The sequence below is a fragment of the Bradyrhizobium zhengyangense genome (assembly GCF_022012435.1).
Classification (GTDB): Bacteria; Pseudomonadota; Alphaproteobacteria; order Rhizobiales; family Xanthobacteraceae; genus Bradyrhizobium; species Bradyrhizobium zhengyangense.
Genome location: NZ_JAKLUA010000001.1, coordinates 255,014 through 273,072, shown reverse-complemented (window position 1 = coordinate 273,072; position 18,059 = coordinate 255,014). Strand labels below are relative to the sequence as shown.

At 63.7% G+C, this 18,059-nt stretch carries 23 protein-coding genes; 16 read left to right on the top strand and 7 right to left on the bottom strand.

Annotated features, from left to right (window positions below; all coding sequences use genetic code 11):
• Nucleotides 1-175 precede the first annotated feature (175 nt).
• Nucleotides 176-400 (top strand): hypothetical protein, encoded by a 225-nt coding sequence (locus tag L6637_RS01345; RefSeq protein WP_237862268.1) that lies wholly within the window; start codon nt 176-178, stop codon nt 398-400.
• Between the two features lie 17 nt (nt 401-417).
• Here the strand turns inward: L6637_RS01345 and L6637_RS01340 are convergent, their stop codons facing one another.
• Nucleotides 418-663: a hypothetical protein gene (locus L6637_RS01340; protein WP_237862267.1), complete on the bottom strand. Its 246-nt coding sequence runs from the start codon at nt 661-663 to the stop codon at nt 418-420.
• A gap of 267 nt (nt 664-930) precedes the next feature.
• Here L6637_RS01340 and L6637_RS01335 point away from each other — a divergent pair, with 267 nt between their 5' ends.
• Both L6637_RS01335 and L6637_RS01330 read left to right on the top strand, forming a co-directional pair.
• Nucleotides 931-2,973 carry an acetoacetate--CoA ligase gene (locus L6637_RS01335; protein ID WP_237869980.1) on the top strand — a complete coding sequence of 681 codons (2,043 nt, stop codon included), beginning with the start codon at nt 931-933 and terminating at the stop codon, nt 2,971-2,973.
• 96 nt (nt 2,974-3,069) lie between these two features.
• Nucleotides 3,070-3,372 carry a hypothetical protein gene (locus L6637_RS01330; protein WP_237868811.1) on the top strand — a complete coding sequence of 101 codons (303 nt, stop codon included), beginning with the start codon at nt 3,070-3,072 and terminating at the stop codon, nt 3,370-3,372.
• A gap of 3 nt (nt 3,373-3,375) precedes the next feature.
• Here L6637_RS01330 and L6637_RS01325 read toward each other — a convergent pair whose 3' ends face one another.
• Together L6637_RS01325 and L6637_RS01320 are read right to left on the bottom strand one after the other, a co-directional pair.
• On the bottom strand, nt 3,376-3,612 hold the full coding sequence (locus L6637_RS01325; RefSeq protein WP_237862264.1) for a hypothetical protein: 237 nt from the start codon (nt 3,610-3,612) through the stop codon (nt 3,376-3,378).
• A 338-nt stretch (nt 3,613-3,950) separates the two neighbouring features.
• Nucleotides 3,951-4,226: a hypothetical protein gene (locus tag L6637_RS01320; RefSeq protein ID WP_237862263.1), complete on the bottom strand. Its 276-nt coding sequence runs from the start codon at nt 4,224-4,226 to the stop codon at nt 3,951-3,953.
• A 188-nt stretch (nt 4,227-4,414) separates the two neighbouring features.
• On the opposite strand from L6637_RS01320, the gene L6637_RS01315 reads away from it, so the two are divergent.
• The 3 genes from L6637_RS01315 (at nt 4,415) to L6637_RS01305 (ending at nt 6,028) form a co-directional block, all read left to right on the top strand.
• Entirely contained in the window at nt 4,415-5,002 is a 588-nt protein-coding gene (locus L6637_RS01315; protein ID WP_237862262.1) for a formyltransferase family protein, read from the top strand.
• A 182-nt stretch (nt 5,003-5,184) separates the two neighbouring features.
• A complete protein-coding gene (locus L6637_RS01310) occupies nt 5,185-5,535 on the top strand; it encodes a hypothetical protein (protein WP_237862261.1) in 351 nt (116 codons plus the stop codon).
• Entirely contained in the window at nt 5,480-6,028 is a 549-nt protein-coding gene (locus L6637_RS01305) for a hypothetical protein (RefSeq protein WP_237862260.1), read from the top strand. Before L6637_RS01310 ends, L6637_RS01305 begins: the two co-directional genes overlap by 56 nt.
• A 69-nt stretch (nt 6,029-6,097) precedes the next feature.
• Here L6637_RS01305 and L6637_RS01300 read toward each other — a convergent pair whose 3' ends face one another.
• Nucleotides 6,098-6,496: a RidA family protein gene (locus L6637_RS01300; RefSeq protein ID WP_237862259.1), complete on the bottom strand. Its 399-nt coding sequence runs from the start codon at nt 6,494-6,496 to the stop codon at nt 6,098-6,100.
• Nucleotides 6,497-6,643: 147 nt separating this feature from the next.
• Between L6637_RS01300 and L6637_RS01295 the strand changes: the two genes are divergently transcribed.
• Nucleotides 6,644-7,519 carry a DMT family transporter gene (locus L6637_RS01295; RefSeq protein WP_237868810.1) on the top strand — a complete coding sequence of 292 codons (876 nt, stop codon included), beginning with the start codon at nt 6,644-6,646 and terminating at the stop codon, nt 7,517-7,519.
• A 202-nt stretch (nt 7,520-7,721) separates the two neighbouring features.
• Nucleotides 7,722-9,137: a caspase family protein gene (locus L6637_RS01290; RefSeq protein WP_237862257.1), complete on the top strand. Its 1,416-nt coding sequence runs from the start codon at nt 7,722-7,724 to the stop codon at nt 9,135-9,137.
• A 236-nt stretch (nt 9,138-9,373) separates the two neighbouring features.
• Here the strand turns inward: L6637_RS01290 and L6637_RS01285 are convergent, their stop codons facing one another.
• On the bottom strand, nt 9,374-9,613 hold the full coding sequence (locus tag L6637_RS01285) for a BrnA antitoxin family protein (protein ID WP_194475792.1): 240 nt from the start codon (nt 9,611-9,613) through the stop codon (nt 9,374-9,376).
• A 3-nt stretch (nt 9,614-9,616) separates the two neighbouring features.
• Nucleotides 9,617-10,588, bottom strand: coding sequence for a cysteine synthase A (gene cysK, locus L6637_RS01280; RefSeq protein WP_237862256.1), 972 nt, complete (start codon nt 10,586-10,588; stop codon nt 9,617-9,619).
• Between cysK and L6637_RS01275 the strand changes: the two genes are divergently transcribed.
• The 5 genes from L6637_RS01275 to L6637_RS01255 all read left to right on the top strand — a co-directional run bounded on the left by L6637_RS01275 (nt 10,587) and on the right by L6637_RS01255 (nt 13,755).
• Nucleotides 10,587-10,796, top strand: a complete 210-nt coding sequence (locus L6637_RS01275) for a hypothetical protein (RefSeq protein ID WP_237862255.1) — start codon at nt 10,587-10,589, stop codon at nt 10,794-10,796. The two genes, cysK and L6637_RS01275, sit on opposite strands and share 2 nt — an antisense overlap.
• Nucleotides 10,797-10,840: 44 nt before the next feature.
• Nucleotides 10,841-11,380 carry an ester cyclase gene (locus L6637_RS01270; protein WP_237862254.1) on the top strand — a complete coding sequence of 180 codons (540 nt, stop codon included), beginning with the start codon at nt 10,841-10,843 and terminating at the stop codon, nt 11,378-11,380.
• A 15-nt stretch (nt 11,381-11,395) separates the two neighbouring features.
• The gene (locus tag L6637_RS01265; RefSeq protein WP_333909361.1) at nt 11,396-11,809 is read left to right on the top strand and encodes a DUF305 domain-containing protein; all 414 of its coding nucleotides are present in this window, start codon (nt 11,396-11,398) and stop codon (nt 11,807-11,809) included.
• Nucleotides 11,810-11,821: 12 nt separating this feature from the next.
• Nucleotides 11,822-13,330, top strand: coding sequence for a YncE family protein (locus tag L6637_RS01260; RefSeq protein WP_237868809.1), 1,509 nt, complete (start codon nt 11,822-11,824; stop codon nt 13,328-13,330).
• Nucleotides 13,331-13,536: 206 nt separating this feature from the next.
• A complete protein-coding gene (locus L6637_RS01255; RefSeq protein WP_237862251.1) occupies nt 13,537-13,755 on the top strand; it encodes a hypothetical protein in 219 nt (72 codons plus the stop codon).
• Between the two features lie 12 nt (nt 13,756-13,767).
• Here L6637_RS01255 and tgt read toward each other — a convergent pair whose 3' ends face one another.
• Complete coding sequence (gene tgt, locus L6637_RS01250; protein WP_237862250.1) at nt 13,768-14,916, bottom strand: tRNA guanosine(34) transglycosylase Tgt; 1,149 nt, start codon at nt 14,914-14,916, stop codon at nt 13,768-13,770.
• Nucleotides 14,917-15,140: 224 nt separating this feature from the next.
• Between tgt and L6637_RS01245 the strand changes: the two genes are divergently transcribed.
• From L6637_RS01245 to L6637_RS01235, 3 genes are all read left to right on the top strand, one after another.
• On the top strand, nt 15,141-16,283 hold the full coding sequence (locus L6637_RS01245; RefSeq protein ID WP_237868808.1) for a patatin-like phospholipase family protein: 1,143 nt from the start codon (nt 15,141-15,143) through the stop codon (nt 16,281-16,283).
• Between the two features lie 150 nt (nt 16,284-16,433).
• A complete protein-coding gene (locus L6637_RS01240) occupies nt 16,434-17,180 on the top strand; it encodes a TetR/AcrR family transcriptional regulator (protein ID WP_237869976.1) in 747 nt (248 codons plus the stop codon).
• A gap of 268 nt (nt 17,181-17,448) precedes the next feature.
• Nucleotides 17,449-18,054, top strand: a complete 606-nt coding sequence (locus tag L6637_RS01235) for a PepSY domain-containing protein (RefSeq protein WP_237862248.1) — start codon at nt 17,449-17,451, stop codon at nt 18,052-18,054.
• Nucleotides 18,055-18,059 lie beyond the last annotated feature (5 nt).

The window sequence follows — 18,059 nt, the reverse complement described above, 5'->3', positions numbered from 1 at the left end:
GGAGACGGGCCCGATCCTGCAAGGCTAGCCCAAATCCAGGAAAATCCAGAAAGATCCGCAACGTGCGCCGGGATTGCCTAACGACGATTAACCGGATTTCAGCCGACCAATTTACGCCGATGCAAAGGCTCGCATTTATGCTTCGTCGCAAGGTCCCAAAAACACTTGCGGTGCAATGGCCAACAGCATCTGGACGATCGAAGAATTCACCTGCACGGGTTGCAGCATGAACTACACCGCGACCCGGGAGGAGCATGCCGAGCCGCATGCCGGCAGCTTCAAATGCGCCATCTGCGGCAGCGTGGTGCACAGCTGGTCCGGCAAGCACCATTTCTTCGGCTGGCAGGCCGTGAGGACCAAGCCAGCGGTGTTCGGCCGGCGCTGGGCCGGCGTGCAGTAGTAACGATCGCAGATCGCTTACCGACGCACGCCGACGCGGTTGACACCGCCATTCAGATTGGTCCTGCTCGCCGTGCCGGCCCGAACCGCCGCACGTGCAACAGGGCGTGGCCGCAGCACCACGCCGGCGCGTGCGACGCAGGACGGCGGATAATCGATATATTGGCAATAGACCACGGCCCTCGCGGGTGTCGGACTAAGCGCGACACCAACGGTCCCCAAAAGACCGGCGGCCGCAATCGCTGCGACAACCACTGGCTTCATCGAACGACGCTCGCTCCGGCGCATGGTGATCCTCCCTCATTGCACAATTGGATAGTGATGGCTGTGCCCCAGCCTGAACTGAACGCAACGTGCGTCGCGGTGCACGGGCAACGTTGACGTAGATCAACGATGGGTGCGGCATTGGAGCTGGCCGAAAGCACACCGAGGTCGCGAAGTCATGCCTGCCATTCGGCGGGCGATGCGCGGCTTTTGCTAAAGGTCGACACCGGCTAAGTTCGCCTTCTCCGCAACTGAAGCCGATACATGATGACCGCTCCTTTCGTCCCGCAGATCGCCCTCTATCGCAGCTGGCTCGCCGAGCAACGCGGCCTGACCTTTTCGACTTACGAAGAGATGCGGCAATGGTCGGTGCGCGACCTCGATGCGTTCTGGCGCAGCATCTGGGACTATTACGACCTGCAGTCGCCGACGCCATTTGCGGCCGTCATCACCGAGCGCAAGATGCCCGGCGCGGTGTGGTTTCCCGGCGCGCAGGTGAACTATGCGCGGCAGGTGTTCCGGCATGTGGACGCGGCGCATGCCGCAGGCCTGCCCGCGATCGTCTCGAGCGGCGAGGACGGCAAGCTCACGGAAACCAGCTGGCCCGAGCTGCGGCGCAAGGCGGCCGCGCTCGCTTTGCATCTGAAGGACAAGGGGATCAAGCCCGGCGACCGCGTCGCGGCGTACCTCCCCAACATCCCCGAGACCATCATCGCGTTTCTCGCCAGCGCCAGCATCGGTGCGGTCTGGAGCGTCTGCGCGCCCGACATGGCCGCGCCGGCCGTGATCGACCGGTTCAAGCAGATCGAGCCAAAAGTGCTGATCGCCTGCGACGCCGTCACCTATGCCGGGCGCAGGCATGATCGCAAGGACGTCGTCGCCGAGCTGCGGCGATCGCTGCCGACGGTCGAGCATGTGATCCTGCATAGCGAAGCTTCCGCGGCGCCGGACGCCCTGCTCTCCGACATCACCGCGACGACGGGCGCCGCGGTCGACGCGTTCGAGCCGGAATGGCTGCCGTTCGATCATCCGCTCTGGATCGTCTATTCCAGCGGCACCACCGGTCTGCCGAAGCCGATCGTCCATGGCCATGGCGGCATCGTCATCGTCGTGCTGGCTCTGCTCGGACTGCACAACGACATCGGCTGCTCCTATCACGAGAACTCATTCGGCGAGCGCTATCACTGGTACTCATCGACGGGCTGGATCATGTGGAATTCGCAAGTGGGAGGTCTGCTGAGCGGCACCACCTGCTGCATTTTCGACGGCAGCCCCGGCGGCACCAGAGACAAGCCTGATTGGACCACGCTGTGGCGCTTCGTGGCGCAATCGAAAGCAACCTTCTTCGGCGCGGGCGCGGCGTTCTTCGCCAATTGCGCCAAGGCGGAGATTGACCTTGCCGCTGCCGGCGATCTCTCACGCCTGCGCTGTCTCGGCTCGACCGGCTCGCCGCTCAGCGCCGACACCCAGGCCTGGTTCAACGAGCGCTTCGCAGCACTGTCGAAGACCAACGGCAGCAAGGCGCAGGCCGATATCTGGTGGGCGAACATCTCCGGCGGCACCGATTTCGCCGGCGCCTTCATCGGGGGCAACAGGGAATTGCCGCAGACGCCGGGGGCGATGCAATGCCGCCTGCTCGGCGCCGCCGTGGAAGCCTTCAGCGAACAGGGCCGTGCCGTCACGGACGAGGTCGGCGAGCTCGTCTGCACCGAGCCGATGCCGTCGATGCCGCTCTATTTCTGGAACGACAAGGGCAATGCGCGCTATCTCGCCAGCTATTTCGAGACCTATCCTGACAATTTCGACGGCAGCGGCCGCGGGCCGGTGTGGCGGCACGGCGACTGGCTCAAGGTCAACCTGGATGGCTCCTGCGTGATCTACGGCCGCAGCGATGCGACGATCAACCGGCACGGCCTGCGCATGGGTACCAGCGAGCTCTATTCCGCGATCGAGGCGTTGCCGGAGGTGCTCGATAGCCTTGTCGTCGACCTCGAATATCTCGGCCGCGACAGCTACATGCCGCTGTTCGTGGTGCTGCGCGAGGGCGTCGCTTTCGACGGCGCGATGCAGGCGAAGATCAACAAGGCGATCGAGGCAGGTCTCTCACGCCGCTTCCTGCCGAATGAGATTTTTGCCGTCGCCGAGATCCCGCGCACGCTGTCGGGCAAGAAGCAGGAGCTGCCGATCAAGAAGCTGCTGCTCGGCCACCCCGTCGAGAAGGTCATCAACAAGGAAGCGATGGCCAATCCGGCCTGCCTCGACTGGTATCTGGTCTTCGCGCGCGACTATCTGGCGCGAAATGCGGTCTGATCTCGGACAGATCGGACCAATTGCGCCTTCGGCATTTGCACTCCGTTCACCGATGACAGCTAGACGGGTCAGGACCCCTGCAACGAACAGCACGCCATGGCCGACCTCAACGCTGTCCTCACCCGGCTCAACGACCGCCTACTTCGCCTCGAAGGCGAGCTGTTCGTGCTGCGTTCGCTGGCACGCGCGACGCTGACGGCAGGCGATGACCACGCGACGCGGATGCGCAAGCTGGTCGAGGCCGCAAAAGTCGCGCTCGATGACGAGGCGGAACGCGAGCTCGACAAGCCCACGCGCAAATATGTCGACGCGGCAACCGCGCTGGTGGAGGAACTGCTGGTCGAGCCGACCCCGGCGCGGCCCTTGTTCACCGTGATCGATGGCGGACGGCGCGACTGAGCGTCAGATCGGACGCGTTGTGCCGGTGTCGGTGGATTCAGCCTTCAGCCGGCTGAGGCCTTCCTCGATGATCGCGATCTCCTCGTCGATCTTGCTGATCGGCAGGCTGAAGTCGTAAGCGCCTGACTTGCTCTTCAGATCGACGGCGAGGCGCTGCCTGTGCATCATCAGCTCATCGAGGCCACGGCGGTTCTTCAGCCGCACATAGGCGTCAACGATCTGCGCAATTGCGTTCGACATGAAAAAGGTCCCGGCAAAAATGCCGGCACGGCGCACCCACGCCGGCGGGACATTCTTGGTGTCGCGGTACGCAATACAAATCCGCGACGGATTCGTCGATACGACAATGAGGTTGAGAACGTGTTACCGTTTGATGATCCGGTGAGGCGGACAACGAAAAAGCCGCTGGCGATTGCGCCAGCGGCTTCAGCCGGGTTCGAAAACGGATCCGGAATGAAATCTGACCAGCCCCGGTTGGCGCAGAGTTTAGCCGCACATACGGAATTCCTCTGTTAAAAACGAAACACAGGAACCGGCGCATTGATCATTTGCCGCCGACCGTGGCGCTGCGGCAACGCTCAGTCCGAGACGCAGAAATATTTGTGCGGCCATTTGCGATAAGCGCTGTAGCGGTAATACGGCCTGTAGGCATAGCCGCGATGGAGCGCCGGCGGCTCCTCGCCGTAATAGGCGCCATGGTAGAAATTATAGATCGTGCCTTCAGCGCAACGATAACCGTCCCAGGTCGGGCCGATGAACGGCGCCACCCCGATCTCGGGCGGGACCGCCGGGTATGGTCCACCGGCGTGGGCTGGAGCCGCCACCATCAGCGTCGCGAAAATGACAGACAACACGCAGCGCATAGGCTCGCTCCGGGCAGGTCGCGGTCTGCGTATCGAAGCACCGGAACGGCCCGTGGTGCAATCGCCGAGTTTCTTGCCCGCGCGTTGTTGATAACCGGCGCAAACGCCGCGCGGGTGGTGACAGGGCGTCCGGACGTGTTATCGGGGGAGGACGCAGCTGCGAGACGGATCAGACACCCATGCGCATTACCCTCGTCGGCTCCCGCCATTTCGGCGTGACCACCCTGAACATGCTTCGCGAGCACGGCGTCGGGGTCGTGCGGGTCGTGGTAGCCGACGCCGACGACCGCCTGGCCGCAACCGCCAAGGCTGCCGGCATCGAGGTCGTGGTGCAGGCCAATCCGAAGCTGGTGGTGGCCTCCGAAATCGCCCCCGACACCGATCTGATCATCACCGCGCACAGCCATGCCCGGATCGGCAAGGACGCGCTCGCAGCCAGCAAGCTCGGCGGGATCGGCTATCACCCCTCGCTGCTACCGCGCCATCGCGGCAAAGCCGCAGTGGAATGGACCATCAAGGAAGGCGACCCGATTGCCGGCGGCACGATCTATCATCTCGCCGACCGTATGGATGCCGGCGCCATCGCCGCTCAGGACTGGTGCTTCGTGAAGAAGGGTGAGACCGCCCGCGAGCTCTGGGAACGCGCGCTGGCGCCGCTCGGGCTCAAGCTGCTGGCTGATGTGATCGACTACGCCAAGGTCCACAAGGCGCTGCCGGCCAAGACTCAGGACGAGCAGTTCGCGACCTCAGCGCCCAGTCTTTCCTGAGTCGCCTATCGCGTTAAGGATTAACGTGAAGTCGCATTGATTCTGCTTCAAAAATTGGGGCCAAAACGCAAATAAACCATTGTTTCCACAGGAACAATTTTCGACTTTGCATTGCACCAAATTTCCGTCACATTTGGCCCGAATAACGGTCAGCATATCAGACACATTCAAGGACGGAATTCATGCGTTTTGGTCGCATCGCGGCGTTCTGTGCCGCTTCAATTATTACTGCCACTCTCGCCGCTCCCGCTTTCGCCCAGACCCCCTATGACGGCAATTGGCAGGTCACGATTGTAACCAAGACCGGTTCCTGCGAGGCGACCGCGAGTTCCATGCTGACGGTTGCCGACGGCAAGATCACCGCGCCCGGCGCTAACGTTTCCGGCACCATCGGCAGTGGGGGTCTTGTGAAAGTTTCGATCAATGGTGCATATGCCAACGGTCAACTCAGCGGCAACGCCGGATCGGGAAAGTGGAATGGAGCATCTGCAGGCATACCGTGCAGCGGGCGGTGGGAAGCATCGCGCCAATAAGCAATTCGGAATGAACGTCCTCAATCGGCGGCTGCTCATGGCGGTCGCCGTTTTGTTTGTGACTGCTGCTGCCACCAGCTCGGAGGGCAAGGCCCAGGCTGGCCCCTTCGCGCCGCTTGCGGGCAGCTGGAGCGGCAGCGGCACCGTCAGCCTCGAGGACGGATCGACGGAACGCATCCGTTGCCGGGCCAAATACGCCCCCATTGGACCCACGATGGAAATGACGCTGACTTGCGCCAGCGACGCCTACAAATTCATCCTCTCCGCGAACGTTCAGTCGGCGGGTAATACCATTACGGGAAGCTGGTCCGAGGCGAGCCGCAACATCTCCGGCTCACTTCAGGGCCGCGGCGGCGGCGGGAACTTCGAAGTGGTCGCCTCTGCCGCCGGATTCAACGCCAACATTGCGCTGAGAACGAGCGGCAACAAGCAGAGCGTCACAATGCGTGCGGACAGCCAGTTCCGTGGCGCCAATATCTCGCTGTCGAGATAGGCCGACAGCACGGGTGACACGATCATCGACCCGGTGACCTCGCCGGGTCGATTTTTTATGCGCAGGATCTTACGAAGTCGGCACGAACGCCGTGACCTCGATCTCGACCTTGGCACGGTCGTCCACGAGCCCACCAATATAGAGCAGCGTCGACGGCGGAAAATTGCGCCCGAGCGTCTCCTTCCAGGCGGCACCAATACCGGCGCCCGCAGCCTCATATTCGCTGCGGCTGGTCAGGTACCAGGTCAGGCGCACGATGTGCTCGGGACCGGCGCCGGCCTCCGCGAGAAGCTTGATGATCCGCTTCAGCGCGGTTGCAACCTGGGCCGCCATGTCGGGCTCATAATTGCCGGTCTCGTCGCCGCCGGTCTGTCCGGCCAGCACGACCCAGCGGCCCGGCCCCTCGGCCACGACGCCATGTGAAAAGCCGCGCGGCTTCTTCCATTCGGCTGGCTGCAAGATGCGCATGAGCGAAGCTCTCCCGATTTTCTTGTTGGTCTAGGCTTGGCTTAGCACGTCGCCGCGCATCGCTGCATCGGCAGATTTGGCCGTTGCAATCACCGGCGATGTCGCTGATACCGGCCTCCCCTCTGGTTCGATCTCCCGCCCGCACCGATGAGCACAACACCGTCGAGAACGATGGCTGCACTGTGGATGGCCGGCTGGCTGTCCCTGATGCTGATCATGGCGGTTGCCGGCCGCGAGACCACACGCTTCCTGAACGTCTTTGAAATCATGGAGGTGCGCTCGCTGATCGGCTTTACGCTGCTGCTGCCGATCATTTACCGCTCCGGCGGCTTCAAGGCCGTTGCGACCAAGCGTCTGCCGCAGCATCTCGCACGCAACGGCGTGCATTATTTTGCGCAGCTCGGCTGGTTCTACGCGCTGATGCTGATCGGAATCGGCCAGGTCGTCGCGATCGAATTCACGATGCCGATCTGGACCGCACTGCTCGCCGCAACCTTCCTGTCCGAGCGCATGACCATCTGGAAGATCGCCGCCGTCGTGCTGGGCATCGTCGGCGTCGTCATGATCGTGCGGCCCGCTACCGGCGAGATCAATCCGGGTCAGTTGATCGCGCTCGGCGCCGCGATTGGCTTCAGCATCTCCATGGCTTTGGCGAAGTCGCTGACCCGGACCGAGAGCGCCTTGTCGATCCTGTTCTGGATGATCGTGGTTCAGATGGTGGTGGGCTTCGCGCCGACGCTCTACGTTTGGACATGGCCGTCGGCGACACTCTGGGGCTGGCTGCTTGTCATCGGGGTCTGCGGCACTTTCTCGCACTACTGCCTCGCCAGCGCGCTGCGCTATGCGGACGCCACAATTGTCGTGCCCATGGACTTCCTGCGGGTTCCCCTCACCGCGACCGCCGGCTGGTTGCTCTATTCCGAGCGGCTCGACGCCTGGACCGTGCTTGGCGCGGCGCTGATCCTGTTTGGCAATCTCCTGAATTTGAAGCCGGCCGCCCTGGTTTCGGCCCGCGCTCAGTGAACCGCCACGCGGCCTGATGCGACACATCCGAGTGGTCGAGCGTGATTTGGATCACGTTGGAGGGGCATTCCATCGTGCACACTTGGTCACAGGGCAATGGGTTGGGTCATCAGTTGTTTTGCTAGCGCGAGGCCAGCCGCTTTCGTGTAGGTTCGACGCCAATCTGTTGCTGCCTGTCATTCGATTCTGTTGGGGATTTCAGATGCGCACTCTCACCATCATCGTTTCGCTGATGTGCATGGCGCTGTCGGTCAGCGCCGCCAAGGCCGACCGCCGCGTCGCCTTCGTCGTCGGCAACGGCGCCTACAAGAACGTCGCGCAATTGCCGAACCCGCCGATCGACGCCAAGGCGATGGCGGCCACGCTGCGCAATGTCGGCTTCGAGGTGATCGAAGGATCCAACCTGACCCGCGACCAGATGACGGAGAAGCTGCTCGATTTCGGCCGCAAGGCGCAGGGCTCCGATGTTGCGGTGTTCTATTATGCCGGTCACGGCATCGCCGTCGGCGGCACCAACTATCTCCTGCCCGTCGATGCCGACATCAAGTCGGAGATGGACGTCAAGCTTGGCGCGGCCATTAACATCGACCTGACCCTCGACCAGACCATGGGCGATGCCAAGGTCAAGCTGGTGTTCCTCGATGCCTGCCGCGACAATCCCTTCGCCGCCAAGATCAAGTCGAACTCGGCCACCCGCAGCGTCAATGTCGGCAGCGGTCTCGCCGAGATGAAGTCGGGCGAAGGCACGCTGATCGCGTTCGCCACCGGCCCGGGCCAGACTGCGCTCGACGGCCAGGAGGGCAACAACAGCCCGTTCACCCGCGCGCTGATCGACAACATTACCAAGCCCGGCGTCGAGATTCAGCAGGCGATGACCTCGGTGCGCGCGCAGGTCAATGAAGAGACCCACAAGGGCCAGCTTCCCTGGGGCCACACCAATTTGATCGGCGCCGTCTACCTCAATCCGGCGCCGACGACCCAAGTCGCCAATGCGGCGCCGACGGCTACCGCCGCGCCAGCCGCGGTGGCCGGCAACTCCGAGGCTGAAGTCGAGTTTTGGCGCTCGGTGAAGGAATCCAACAAGCCGGAAGAGCTCAACGCCTACCTCTCCGCTTATCCCAACGGCCAGTTCAAGCCGCTGGCAATGGCGCGGCTCGCTGCGATCCAGAACGGTCCGTCGACCACGACCCGCAACCTCAATGCCGGCGTCGATCCCGCAACTTTCACCGACGACGCCACCCAGCTCACCGAGGACCAGATCGGTCTCGACAAGGGTCAGCGCCGTGACGTGCAGCGCCGCCTCACCGGCCTCGGCTTCGACACCAAGGTCACCGGCGCGTTCAGCGACGAGACCCGCTCGGTGCTCAAGCGCTGGCAGGCCGCCCGCGGCTATCCGTCGACGGGCTTCCTCAACAAGCTCCAGCACAAGGCCCTGCTGTCCGAGATCGTCGCCACCACGACGACCGCGAGCGAAGACAGCCCGAAGCCGACCCGGCGCGCAGCCCCGGCACAGGCGCAGAGCGCGCCCGCCCCCCGCCACAGCGGTGGCGGCGACGCCGGTGCGGCTTTCATGGGCGGCGTGGTCGGCGGCATGATGGGCGGAATGTTCCGCCGCTGAGGCAAAAATCCAGTCTCAAAACAAAAAGCCCGGCTCACGCCGGGCTTTTTCTTTGCTGTTCTTGGTGAAGGCAGAAGGACAGTGCTGCCGCAAATTCTGTCATTGCGAGCGCAGCGAAGCAATCCAGAATCCCGCCCCGGCAATAGTCTGGATTGCTTCGTCGCAAGGGCTCCTCGCAACGACGAGGAGAGAGGCGTGCCTCACGCGAGCGTCTCGGCTCGCAGCAAGCCAAGCGCCTACTTCCCCGCGGCCTTCCGCAGCGCCTCGTTGATGCGGTCCTGCCAGCCTGGGCCGCCCTCCTGGAAGAACTCCAGAACGTCCTGATCGATGCGCAGCGTCACCTGCTCCTTGATGCCAGGCGCCACGTTCTGCTTCGGTGGCGGTGCGGCCACCTTGGCCGTCACCTTCTTGAATGCCGCCTCGGCTTCGGTGCGCGCATCGCCCAATGTCCGCGGCCGCCTCGGTTGATCCGCCATCTCTCAGATCCCTTCAAACAATGCCGTCGAAAGATAGCGCTCGGAGAACGACGGCACGATAGCCAAAATGGTTTTTCCCGCAGCTTCCGGCCGCTTGCCGATCTCGAGCGCGGCGGCGATCGCAGCCCCCGAGGAGATGCCGCCCGGAATTCCCTCATGCCGCGCCAGCGCCCGCGAGGTTTCGATCGCTGTCGTCGAATTGACCTTCACGATCTCGTCGATCACGGAGCGATCGAGAATGTCGGGGACGAAGCCCGCGCCAATGCCCTGGATCTTGTGCGGCGTGTGCGTGCCGCCTGATAGCACCGGGCTCTCCTCGGGCTCGACTGCAACCACGCGCAGGGATGCCTTGCGCGGCTTCAGAACCTGACCGACGCCTGTGATGGTGCCGCCGGTGCCGACGCCGGCGACGAAGTAATCGATATTGCCAGCGGTGTCGTTCCAGATCTCTTCCGCCGTGGTACGGCGATGCACCTCGGGATTGGCGAGGTTCTTGAATTGCTGCGGCATCACCGAGTTCGGCGTCGTCTTCAACAGCTCTTCGGCGGTCGCGATCGCGCCCTTCATGCCTTGCGCCGCCGGCGTCAGCACCAGCTCGGCGCCGAGGAACGCCAGCATCTTGCGCCGCTCGATCGACATGGATTCCGGCATCACCAGCTTCAGACGGTAACCACGTGAAGCCGCGACGAAGGCGAGTGCGATGCCGGTATTGCCTGATGTCGGCTCGATCAGCACCGTGTCGGGCTTGACGATGCCCGCCTTCTCCATGGCGATGATCATGGCGGCGCCGATGCGGTCCTTCACGCTTGCGGCTGGATTGAAATATTCAAGCTTCGCCAGAATCGTCGCGTTGACGCCGCGCATGCCCGGCAGCCGGCGCAGGCGAACGATCGGCGTGTCGCCGAACGCCTCGACGATCGAGTCATAGATCCGGCCGCGGCCGGGCTGGCGTCCCGTCTTGGACGATGCGTCCATGATCAACTCCCTGTTACGACGATTCGTGGCGTTTCCCGTGCGTCTGGATCGCATGACCGCCAACGTCGATGCAATCACCTTAGCAACAGGCGAGATCGACTTCCATCAAGCGATGCAGATTTCGCATTCGCACGGATACTCAATCGCTTGCGGACATTTTCGGGTGTCTCAGGGCGACCTCGGAGGCAGTATGCGCGGCACGTACTGACTTCCCATGCCCCGAGACAATTGGCGATGGATTTCCACTCTGAAATGACCGCAACGAAGAAGCGATTGCTCCCGATGGCGATTGCCGTTGCAGCCTTTGTCGTTCCTCCCGCCCAGGCGGCCGAGCTCGTCCAGCCAAGGCAGCTCGTCGTCGATGCCAGCCTGCCCGAAGCGCAGCGCGAGGCGCAAATCCTTGCGGCCCGCCGCTACGACTCGTTCTGGAATAATGGAGAAGAGCAGCTCGCGACCGATGCGCTGGCGCCTGATTTCATGGACCGCACATTGCCGCCCGGACGGGCCCAGGGCATCCAGGGCCCGCTCGCCGCCTCGAAATTCGTGCGCACGGCCATCCCTGATCTGAGCTGCGAGATCGAACAGATGATCGTGGCCGGAGATCGCGTGGTCGCGCATCTGCACTTCCGCGGACACTTCACCGGCCGCTTCAAGGAAGCGCAAGGAAAGGGCGAGGTCATCGAATTCATCGCGACCGACATATACAGGGTCGCGGGCGGGCGCATCGCCGAGAACTGGCACCTGGAAGACAATCTCACCCTGCTGCAACAGGTCGGCCAACTGCCGAAGTAAAAATCAGGAGCGCCCATGTGGAAATCCCTGGCAGTCGCCCTGCCCCTCGCCGTGGCGGCGTTCGCCGGCGGCACCAGGTTCGCCAGCCAACCCGCCCATCTGGAATCCCACACGATGACGTCGGAGCTGTGCGGCGACGAAGGGTCTTTCATGGCCGAAAACCAGACCGCGATGCATCGGATGATGAGCGAGATGGATATCGCGCCGTCAGGCGATGTCGATCGTGATTTCTCCGCGATGATGATCCCGCACCACCGCGGCGCGATCGCGATGGCGCAGGCCGAATTGCGTTACGGCCGAAATGAATCCCTGCGCCGCATCGCCCAGGAGATCATCGTCGATCAGCAGCAGGAGATCGCCGTCATGCAGCTTGCGCTCAATCAACCGCCGCCGCCGTCAACGACCACGGCGGCCCTGGTTCGCAAATAGGAGGAGCCCGCCATGAAGCGAATTCTCGCGCTCACAATTTCGCTTGGTCTGTCCGGTTTTTCGGCACTGCCGGCCTGGAGCGGACAGGCGCCGGGCTCCTCGGCCGCGGCCGACATTCCCGTCAGCCACCACGACCGGGTCTACGCAGCCGAGCAATTCTCCAACACGATCTCGGTCTCCGATCCCGCCGACAACAAGCTGCTCGGCGTGATCAGGCTGGGCGCGCCGTCGCCGGCCAATTTCAGCCCGCTCTATCGGGGACAGCTGCTGGTGCATGGCATGGGATTTTCGCCTGACCACCGCACGCTGGCCGTGGTCTCGATCGGATCCAACTCCGTCACCTTCATCGATACCGCGACCAACATGGTCAAGCACACGACCTATGTCGGCCGCTCGCCGCATGAAGCCTTCTTCACGCCCGACGGCAAGGAGGTCTGGGTGACCGTGCGCGGCGAGAACTACGTGGCCGTCCTCGACCCCGTCAGCTTTGAAGAGAAGGCGCGGATCGTGCTGGCGAACGGGCCGGGCATGCAGATCTTCTCGCCCGACGGCAAATACGGCTATGTCTGCTCGTCGTTCGTTCCGGAAATCGCGGTCATCTCCGTGGCCGATCATTCCGTCGTCGGAAAGGTTGCGCAGGCCAGCCCGTTCTGTCCCGATCTCGCAGCCACGCCTGACGGCGCGCAAGTCTGGTTCACCCTGAAGGATACCGGCAAGGCGCAGGTCTTCGACGCCCGCCCTCCCTTCAACCTGCTCAAGACGCTGGATACGGGGCCGATCACCAATCACGTCAACATCGTCCGCAACGCCAATGGGCAGTTCGCCTACATCACCGTCGGCGGTCTGAACGAGATCCAGGTCTACCGCACTGATGACTTCAGCAAGGTTGCGACCATTCCGGTCGGCAAGCTGCCGCATGGCATCTGGCCATCCGGCGACGGCTCGCGGGTCTATGTCGGGTTGGAGAATGACGATCAGCTGACAGCCGTCGACACGCTCACGAACCGTGTCATCGCGAACATCCCGATCGGCCAGGCGCCCCAGGCCGTCGCTTATGTGCCCGATGCTGTGCCGACGGTACGTGAGTCCGGAAACGGCGCCATGAGCGTCGTGGACGAGGCAACGAGTCCTGAAGCCACGAATTTGCAGCAGCTCGGCATTGCCGGCGCGGTCGCGCATTTCGCCATGGCTCGGGTCGGTCCGGTCTCGGAGAGCACGAAGGCCCTGACCAGCGTCAGCCTGTTCGACCAGGGCCTGTCCCAGGTGTTGCAGGCCGCAGCGACCGGGCTCGAGCCCAAACACAACTACGTGTTGGCGCTCGCCACGCATCCCGACGGCAGCGGCAAGCTCGAGCCCTTGGCTGGCTTCATGACCAATCCGGCTGGATCGGCGATCGTCAATGCGCTTGGTCCGATCCGCCAAATTGTGCAGAGCGACACAGCTGATTCACGCCGCTATCTCGTGATCGCCCCCGGCTCAATGACCGAGATTGGAAAGCCGGTGCAGGTGCAGGCGCCGTAAGCAGCTTCGCGCGACATCTGATCAACACAAATTCATCCGTCCTATCGCAATGCACACTGTTGTTTGCATTGCGATAGATCCGGAACAATCGCAAAGACGTCGCCGAAGCGGGAGCAATTACGAAAAATCAACACGTTCGTGTTGCGACCTCGTCAACTGATTCTGCTTATGTTAGACTTAGGTCTCGAAGCAGGGAGGTCACCACGATGTCAGCAGTTGCTGAAGTGTTGTCGACCGTCGCGCCAACGCGTGATCCGCGTTGTAGTGAGTTGCCCACCTGTCCCGTCTGCGCCGATTCAATGGTTGCCGCTGAAGCGTCCGCCTACGTCTCGGACCACGTGATCTCGTATCTCTGGACCTGCGACAATTGCGGCTATGGTTTCGTGACCAAGCATGCCGTCAAGCAGCGGATCGTGTGCAACTGACCTTTGATCGACCTAGCGCGGGGCGATATCGCCCCTCGCCCAGTCCTCGCGCGTACGCTGATAGAACTCGTCGAATGTTCCGTGTGCGATCGCGTCTCTGATGCCCTGCATCAGGAACTGGTAGTAGGCGATATTGATTTCGGACAGCAGCATCGCCCCCAGCGTCTCGCCCGCCTTGACGAGATGGTGCAGATAGGCGCGCGCGCAATTGCGCGTCGACGGCCACGCGCTCTCCTCGTCGAGCGGACGCGGATCGTCGGCGTGGCGGGCGTTGCGCAAGTTGACCTGGCCGAAACGGGTGAAGGCGACCCCGTGACGGCCATTGCGCGTCGGCATCACGCAATCGAACATGTCGACGCCGCGCTTCACCGCTTCGAGAATGTCATCGGGCGTGCCGACGCCCATCAGATAGCGTGGCCGGTCGGTCGGTAGCCGGGGCGCGGTCTCGTCGATCATCGCCAGCATCACGGCCTGCGGCTCGCCGACGGCGAGGCCCCCGATCGCGTAGCCGTGGAAGCCGATCTCGACCAGGCCCTGCGCGCTCGCATGGCGCAGCTCCGGCACGTCGCCGCCTTGCACGATGCCGAACAGCATGTAGCCGTCTGGCGCGCTCTCGAAGGCACGCTTGCTTCGTTCGGCCCAGCGCAGCGACAGCCGCATCGCACGCTCGATGTCGTCGCGCTCGGCCGGCAGCCGCACGCATTCGTCCATCTGCATCGCGATGTCGGAGCCGAGGAAGCGCTGCACCTCGATCGAGCGCTCCGGCGACAGCTCGACCTTGGCGCCGTCGATATGCGAGCGGAACGTCACGGCATGCTCGCTGACCTTGCGCAGGTCCGCCAGCGACATCACCTGGAAGCCGCCGGAATCCGTCAGCATCGGCCCGTTCCAGCCCGTGAAGCGCTGCAAGCCACCAAGCGCGTGGATACGCTCCGCGCCGGGGCGCAGCATCAGGTGATAGGTGTTGCCGAGCACGATATCGGCGCCGGCATCGCGCACCTCGCGCCAGTGCATCCCCTTCATGGCGCCGGCGGTGCCAACGGGCATGAAGGCCGGGGTCCGCACCACGCCATGGGGCGTGGTCAGGCGGCCGGTGCGCGCGGCGCCATCGGTGGCGAGCAGTTCGAAATGATTGGGTAGAGCGGTGTCAGCAGGATTCATGGCGGTGCTTATTGCGTGTCGGGCGAGCCCGATCAACCCGCAGGATGCCTCAGACTGGCACAGCGTTGACGGGGACGTGATGATCGCAGTCGCTTGATAAACAAAACGATACAGTATAGTTTCGCTGCCGGGGGTTGGACGAGACGCCGCGGCAAATGGCCGGCGGCCGCAAATGCGTGATCGTCAGCCACCGACCGATGCCCCTCCCCACATGTTCGACGGACATGTCCGCCGTCTCAGACGACTGGACAAAGCGCCTGATCAGGTCGCTGGCCGTGGCGTGCAGCCTGGCGCTCGCCGCCTGCACCTCGATCCCCCGGACACCCTACACGGCGGCCGATGCAAGCAGCTCGCGCGTGCTCGATATTGAGGGTCTGCGGCGCTACGCCGACGAGCCTGTCACCAAATTCAGCTTCGAGCAGGACAAGGCGACCGGCAGCCGAACCTATCTGGCACTCTCAGGCGGCGGCGCCGATGGCGCCTATGGCGTCGGCGTCCTGAACGGCTGGACCGCAGCGCGCAACCGTCCGACCTTCTCCGTCGTCTCCGGCGTGAGCACCGGCGGCCTGATCGCGCCCTTTGCGTTCCTCGGATCGCAATATGACGACACGTTGCGCGAGCTCTACACCAGCGGCATCGCCGAGAGCCTCTTGAACGATCCGAGCATCATCCGCGTGCTGTTCGGCTCCGGCCTGTTCGGCAATACGCGGCTGCGCGAGCTGGTCGCGCGCTATGTCGGGCCGGAGATCATGGCGCAGGTCGCGCGCGAGAACGCCAAGGGCCGGCGGCTATTGGTCGTCACCACCGATCTCGACACCCAGCGCACCGCGATCTGGGACATGGGCAAGATCGCCGCGGTCGGCACGCCCGAAGCGCTAAAGCTGTTTCGTGATGTGATGGCGGCCTCCGCCAGCATTCCCCTGGTGTTTCCGCCGATCCTGATCGAGGCCGAAGGCCAGGGGCGCAGGTTTCAGGAGATGCATGTCGACGGCGGCGTGACCGCCCCGGTGCTGACGCTGCCCGAAGCCTTGCTGTTGCAGGGACGCCTGCCCGGCAACGCGAAGATGGACATCTACATCCTCGTCAACAAGAAGATCGAGCGCAACTTCGAGCTGGTCGCCAACAGCACGATCGATGTCGCCTCACGCAGCCTCTCCTCGATCACTCAATCGCAGACGCGCTCGGTCATCTTGTCGACCTACGATTTTGCCCAACGCAACCACCTCGGCTTCCATCTTTCCTACATCGAGCGTGACTATCCGGCGCCGCCGTCCGAAGGTTTTGATACCGGCTATATGCGTGCGCTCTACCAGTACGGCTATGAGAAAGCGGCGGGCGGTCAAGCCTGGACCTCGCGGATGCCATGAGGCGGAACGGCGATGGTGGAAGACCGTTGACGATACGGCCAATTCGGCCAGATTCGCGATGACGCCCCGGTTGCCGCGCGTTATAGAGCAATGACCACCGGCACGACCGCGCAGGAATCATCGGGCGGATCATTGGGCACATCATCGGGCATGGGATTGGCTGCGACCAAGGCAAGAACGGCAACGTCGCGACGCGAGGTCTCGAAATCGCGCGGCGGCCGGCCGACCAAGAGCGCCGCAATCGAACGCGATCAGCGGCTGATCGAGGTCGCCACCCGCCTGTTCCTCGATCGCGGCTTTGACGCGACCTCGCTCGATGCGGTGGCCGAGGCCGCGCGGGTCAGCAAGCCCACCGTCTATTCCCGTTACGGCGACAAGCGCGGCCTGTTTGCCGCCGTGCTCCGCCGCGAGATCGCGCGCTGGCTCGCGCCGCTGTCGGCTGCGGCAGAGACGCAGCTCAGCAGCGCAAACGATATCCCGGTCGAACAGCGGCTGGTCGAGATCGGGCGCGAGATGCTCAATTTCACCTGCGGTCCCGACGCCGTGGCCTTCAGCCGCATGATGACGTCACAGGCCATCAACTTCCCCGACGTCGCCAAGCTCGGCAAGGAAGAGGGCTGGCTGAAGGCCGTCGCGACCACCGCGCGCTTCTTCGACCGTCTGGTGGCGCAAGGCGCGCTGGATGTCGACGACACCATGATCGCGGCCGAAGTGTTCCTCGACGTTGTCGTCGGCCACACGCACCGCATGGCGACGTTCGGGACGCCGATGGAGCTGAAGGCCGCCGAGAAGCGGATGCGCGCGGCGATCAAGCTGTTCCTGGCCGGCGCGATCGGTCCTGCGGACCGCATCCCAAACGCGCCAAAAGCCGCGCACCGGCGCCGTCCCTCCCGCTGACATTTCCGTGAGACCTGCGATTTGTCCCCTGCGGACGCTGGCCGCTTCGTTGACCATAACAAAACGATACGGTATGGTTTTGTTTATAGAGCGGTGCGGGCCACTTTTTTCACCAGCCCCAAAGAGGACCGGGCCGCTTGGATCGCCGCGACGGGTACAGCCCGTGGTGACGTTCCGCGGCCGGCCGGTGCCCAAGGTCGGCCGCGATTTCTTTACGAACATCCGGCAGACTTGCCGGCGTGAGACCTGCCGGCCGAAGGTTTGGACCATGAGCGCGACGAGACCAGGGGTATGCGGTTTGCTGGCGATCGCCCTGTCGGGCCTGCTCATCGCAGCGCCCGCTCGCGCGACCATCTCGGCGGTCTCTACGCCCGCCGCCCTCCACAGCGACACAGATGGGGACGCCGCGGCGGACCGCCAGGCCGTCAGCCGCGAAATCGAACGCTTCCGCTCTTCGTCGGTCTCGATCAGCCAGGCGATGGCGATCGCGGAAGCGCGTCATGCCGGCGCGACCACCGCGGACATCAGCTTCGATGGCGGCTCGGGCGTGCCGGTGTATCGGGTCAAGACCCTGCACAATGACCGGATCTGGCGGTACACCATCAACGCGGCGACCGGCGAGGTCATTGGCGGCGAAGCTGCCCTTCCCCTGACCGAGCTGGACAATGAGGATCGCAGCAACCTCGCCGTACTCGGCATCATCAAGCACCGCCTGGCTGACGCGGTGCGCGTCGCCGAGAAGGCGGCATCAGGCAAGGCCATCAGCGGCGGGCTGGTGCGCGAGCGCGGCCGGCTCAATTTCGCGATCGTCGTCATCAGCGGCGACGACCTCAAGGAGGTCCTGCTCGAGCCGCCGGGCGCCCGCGGCAAATAACGGGG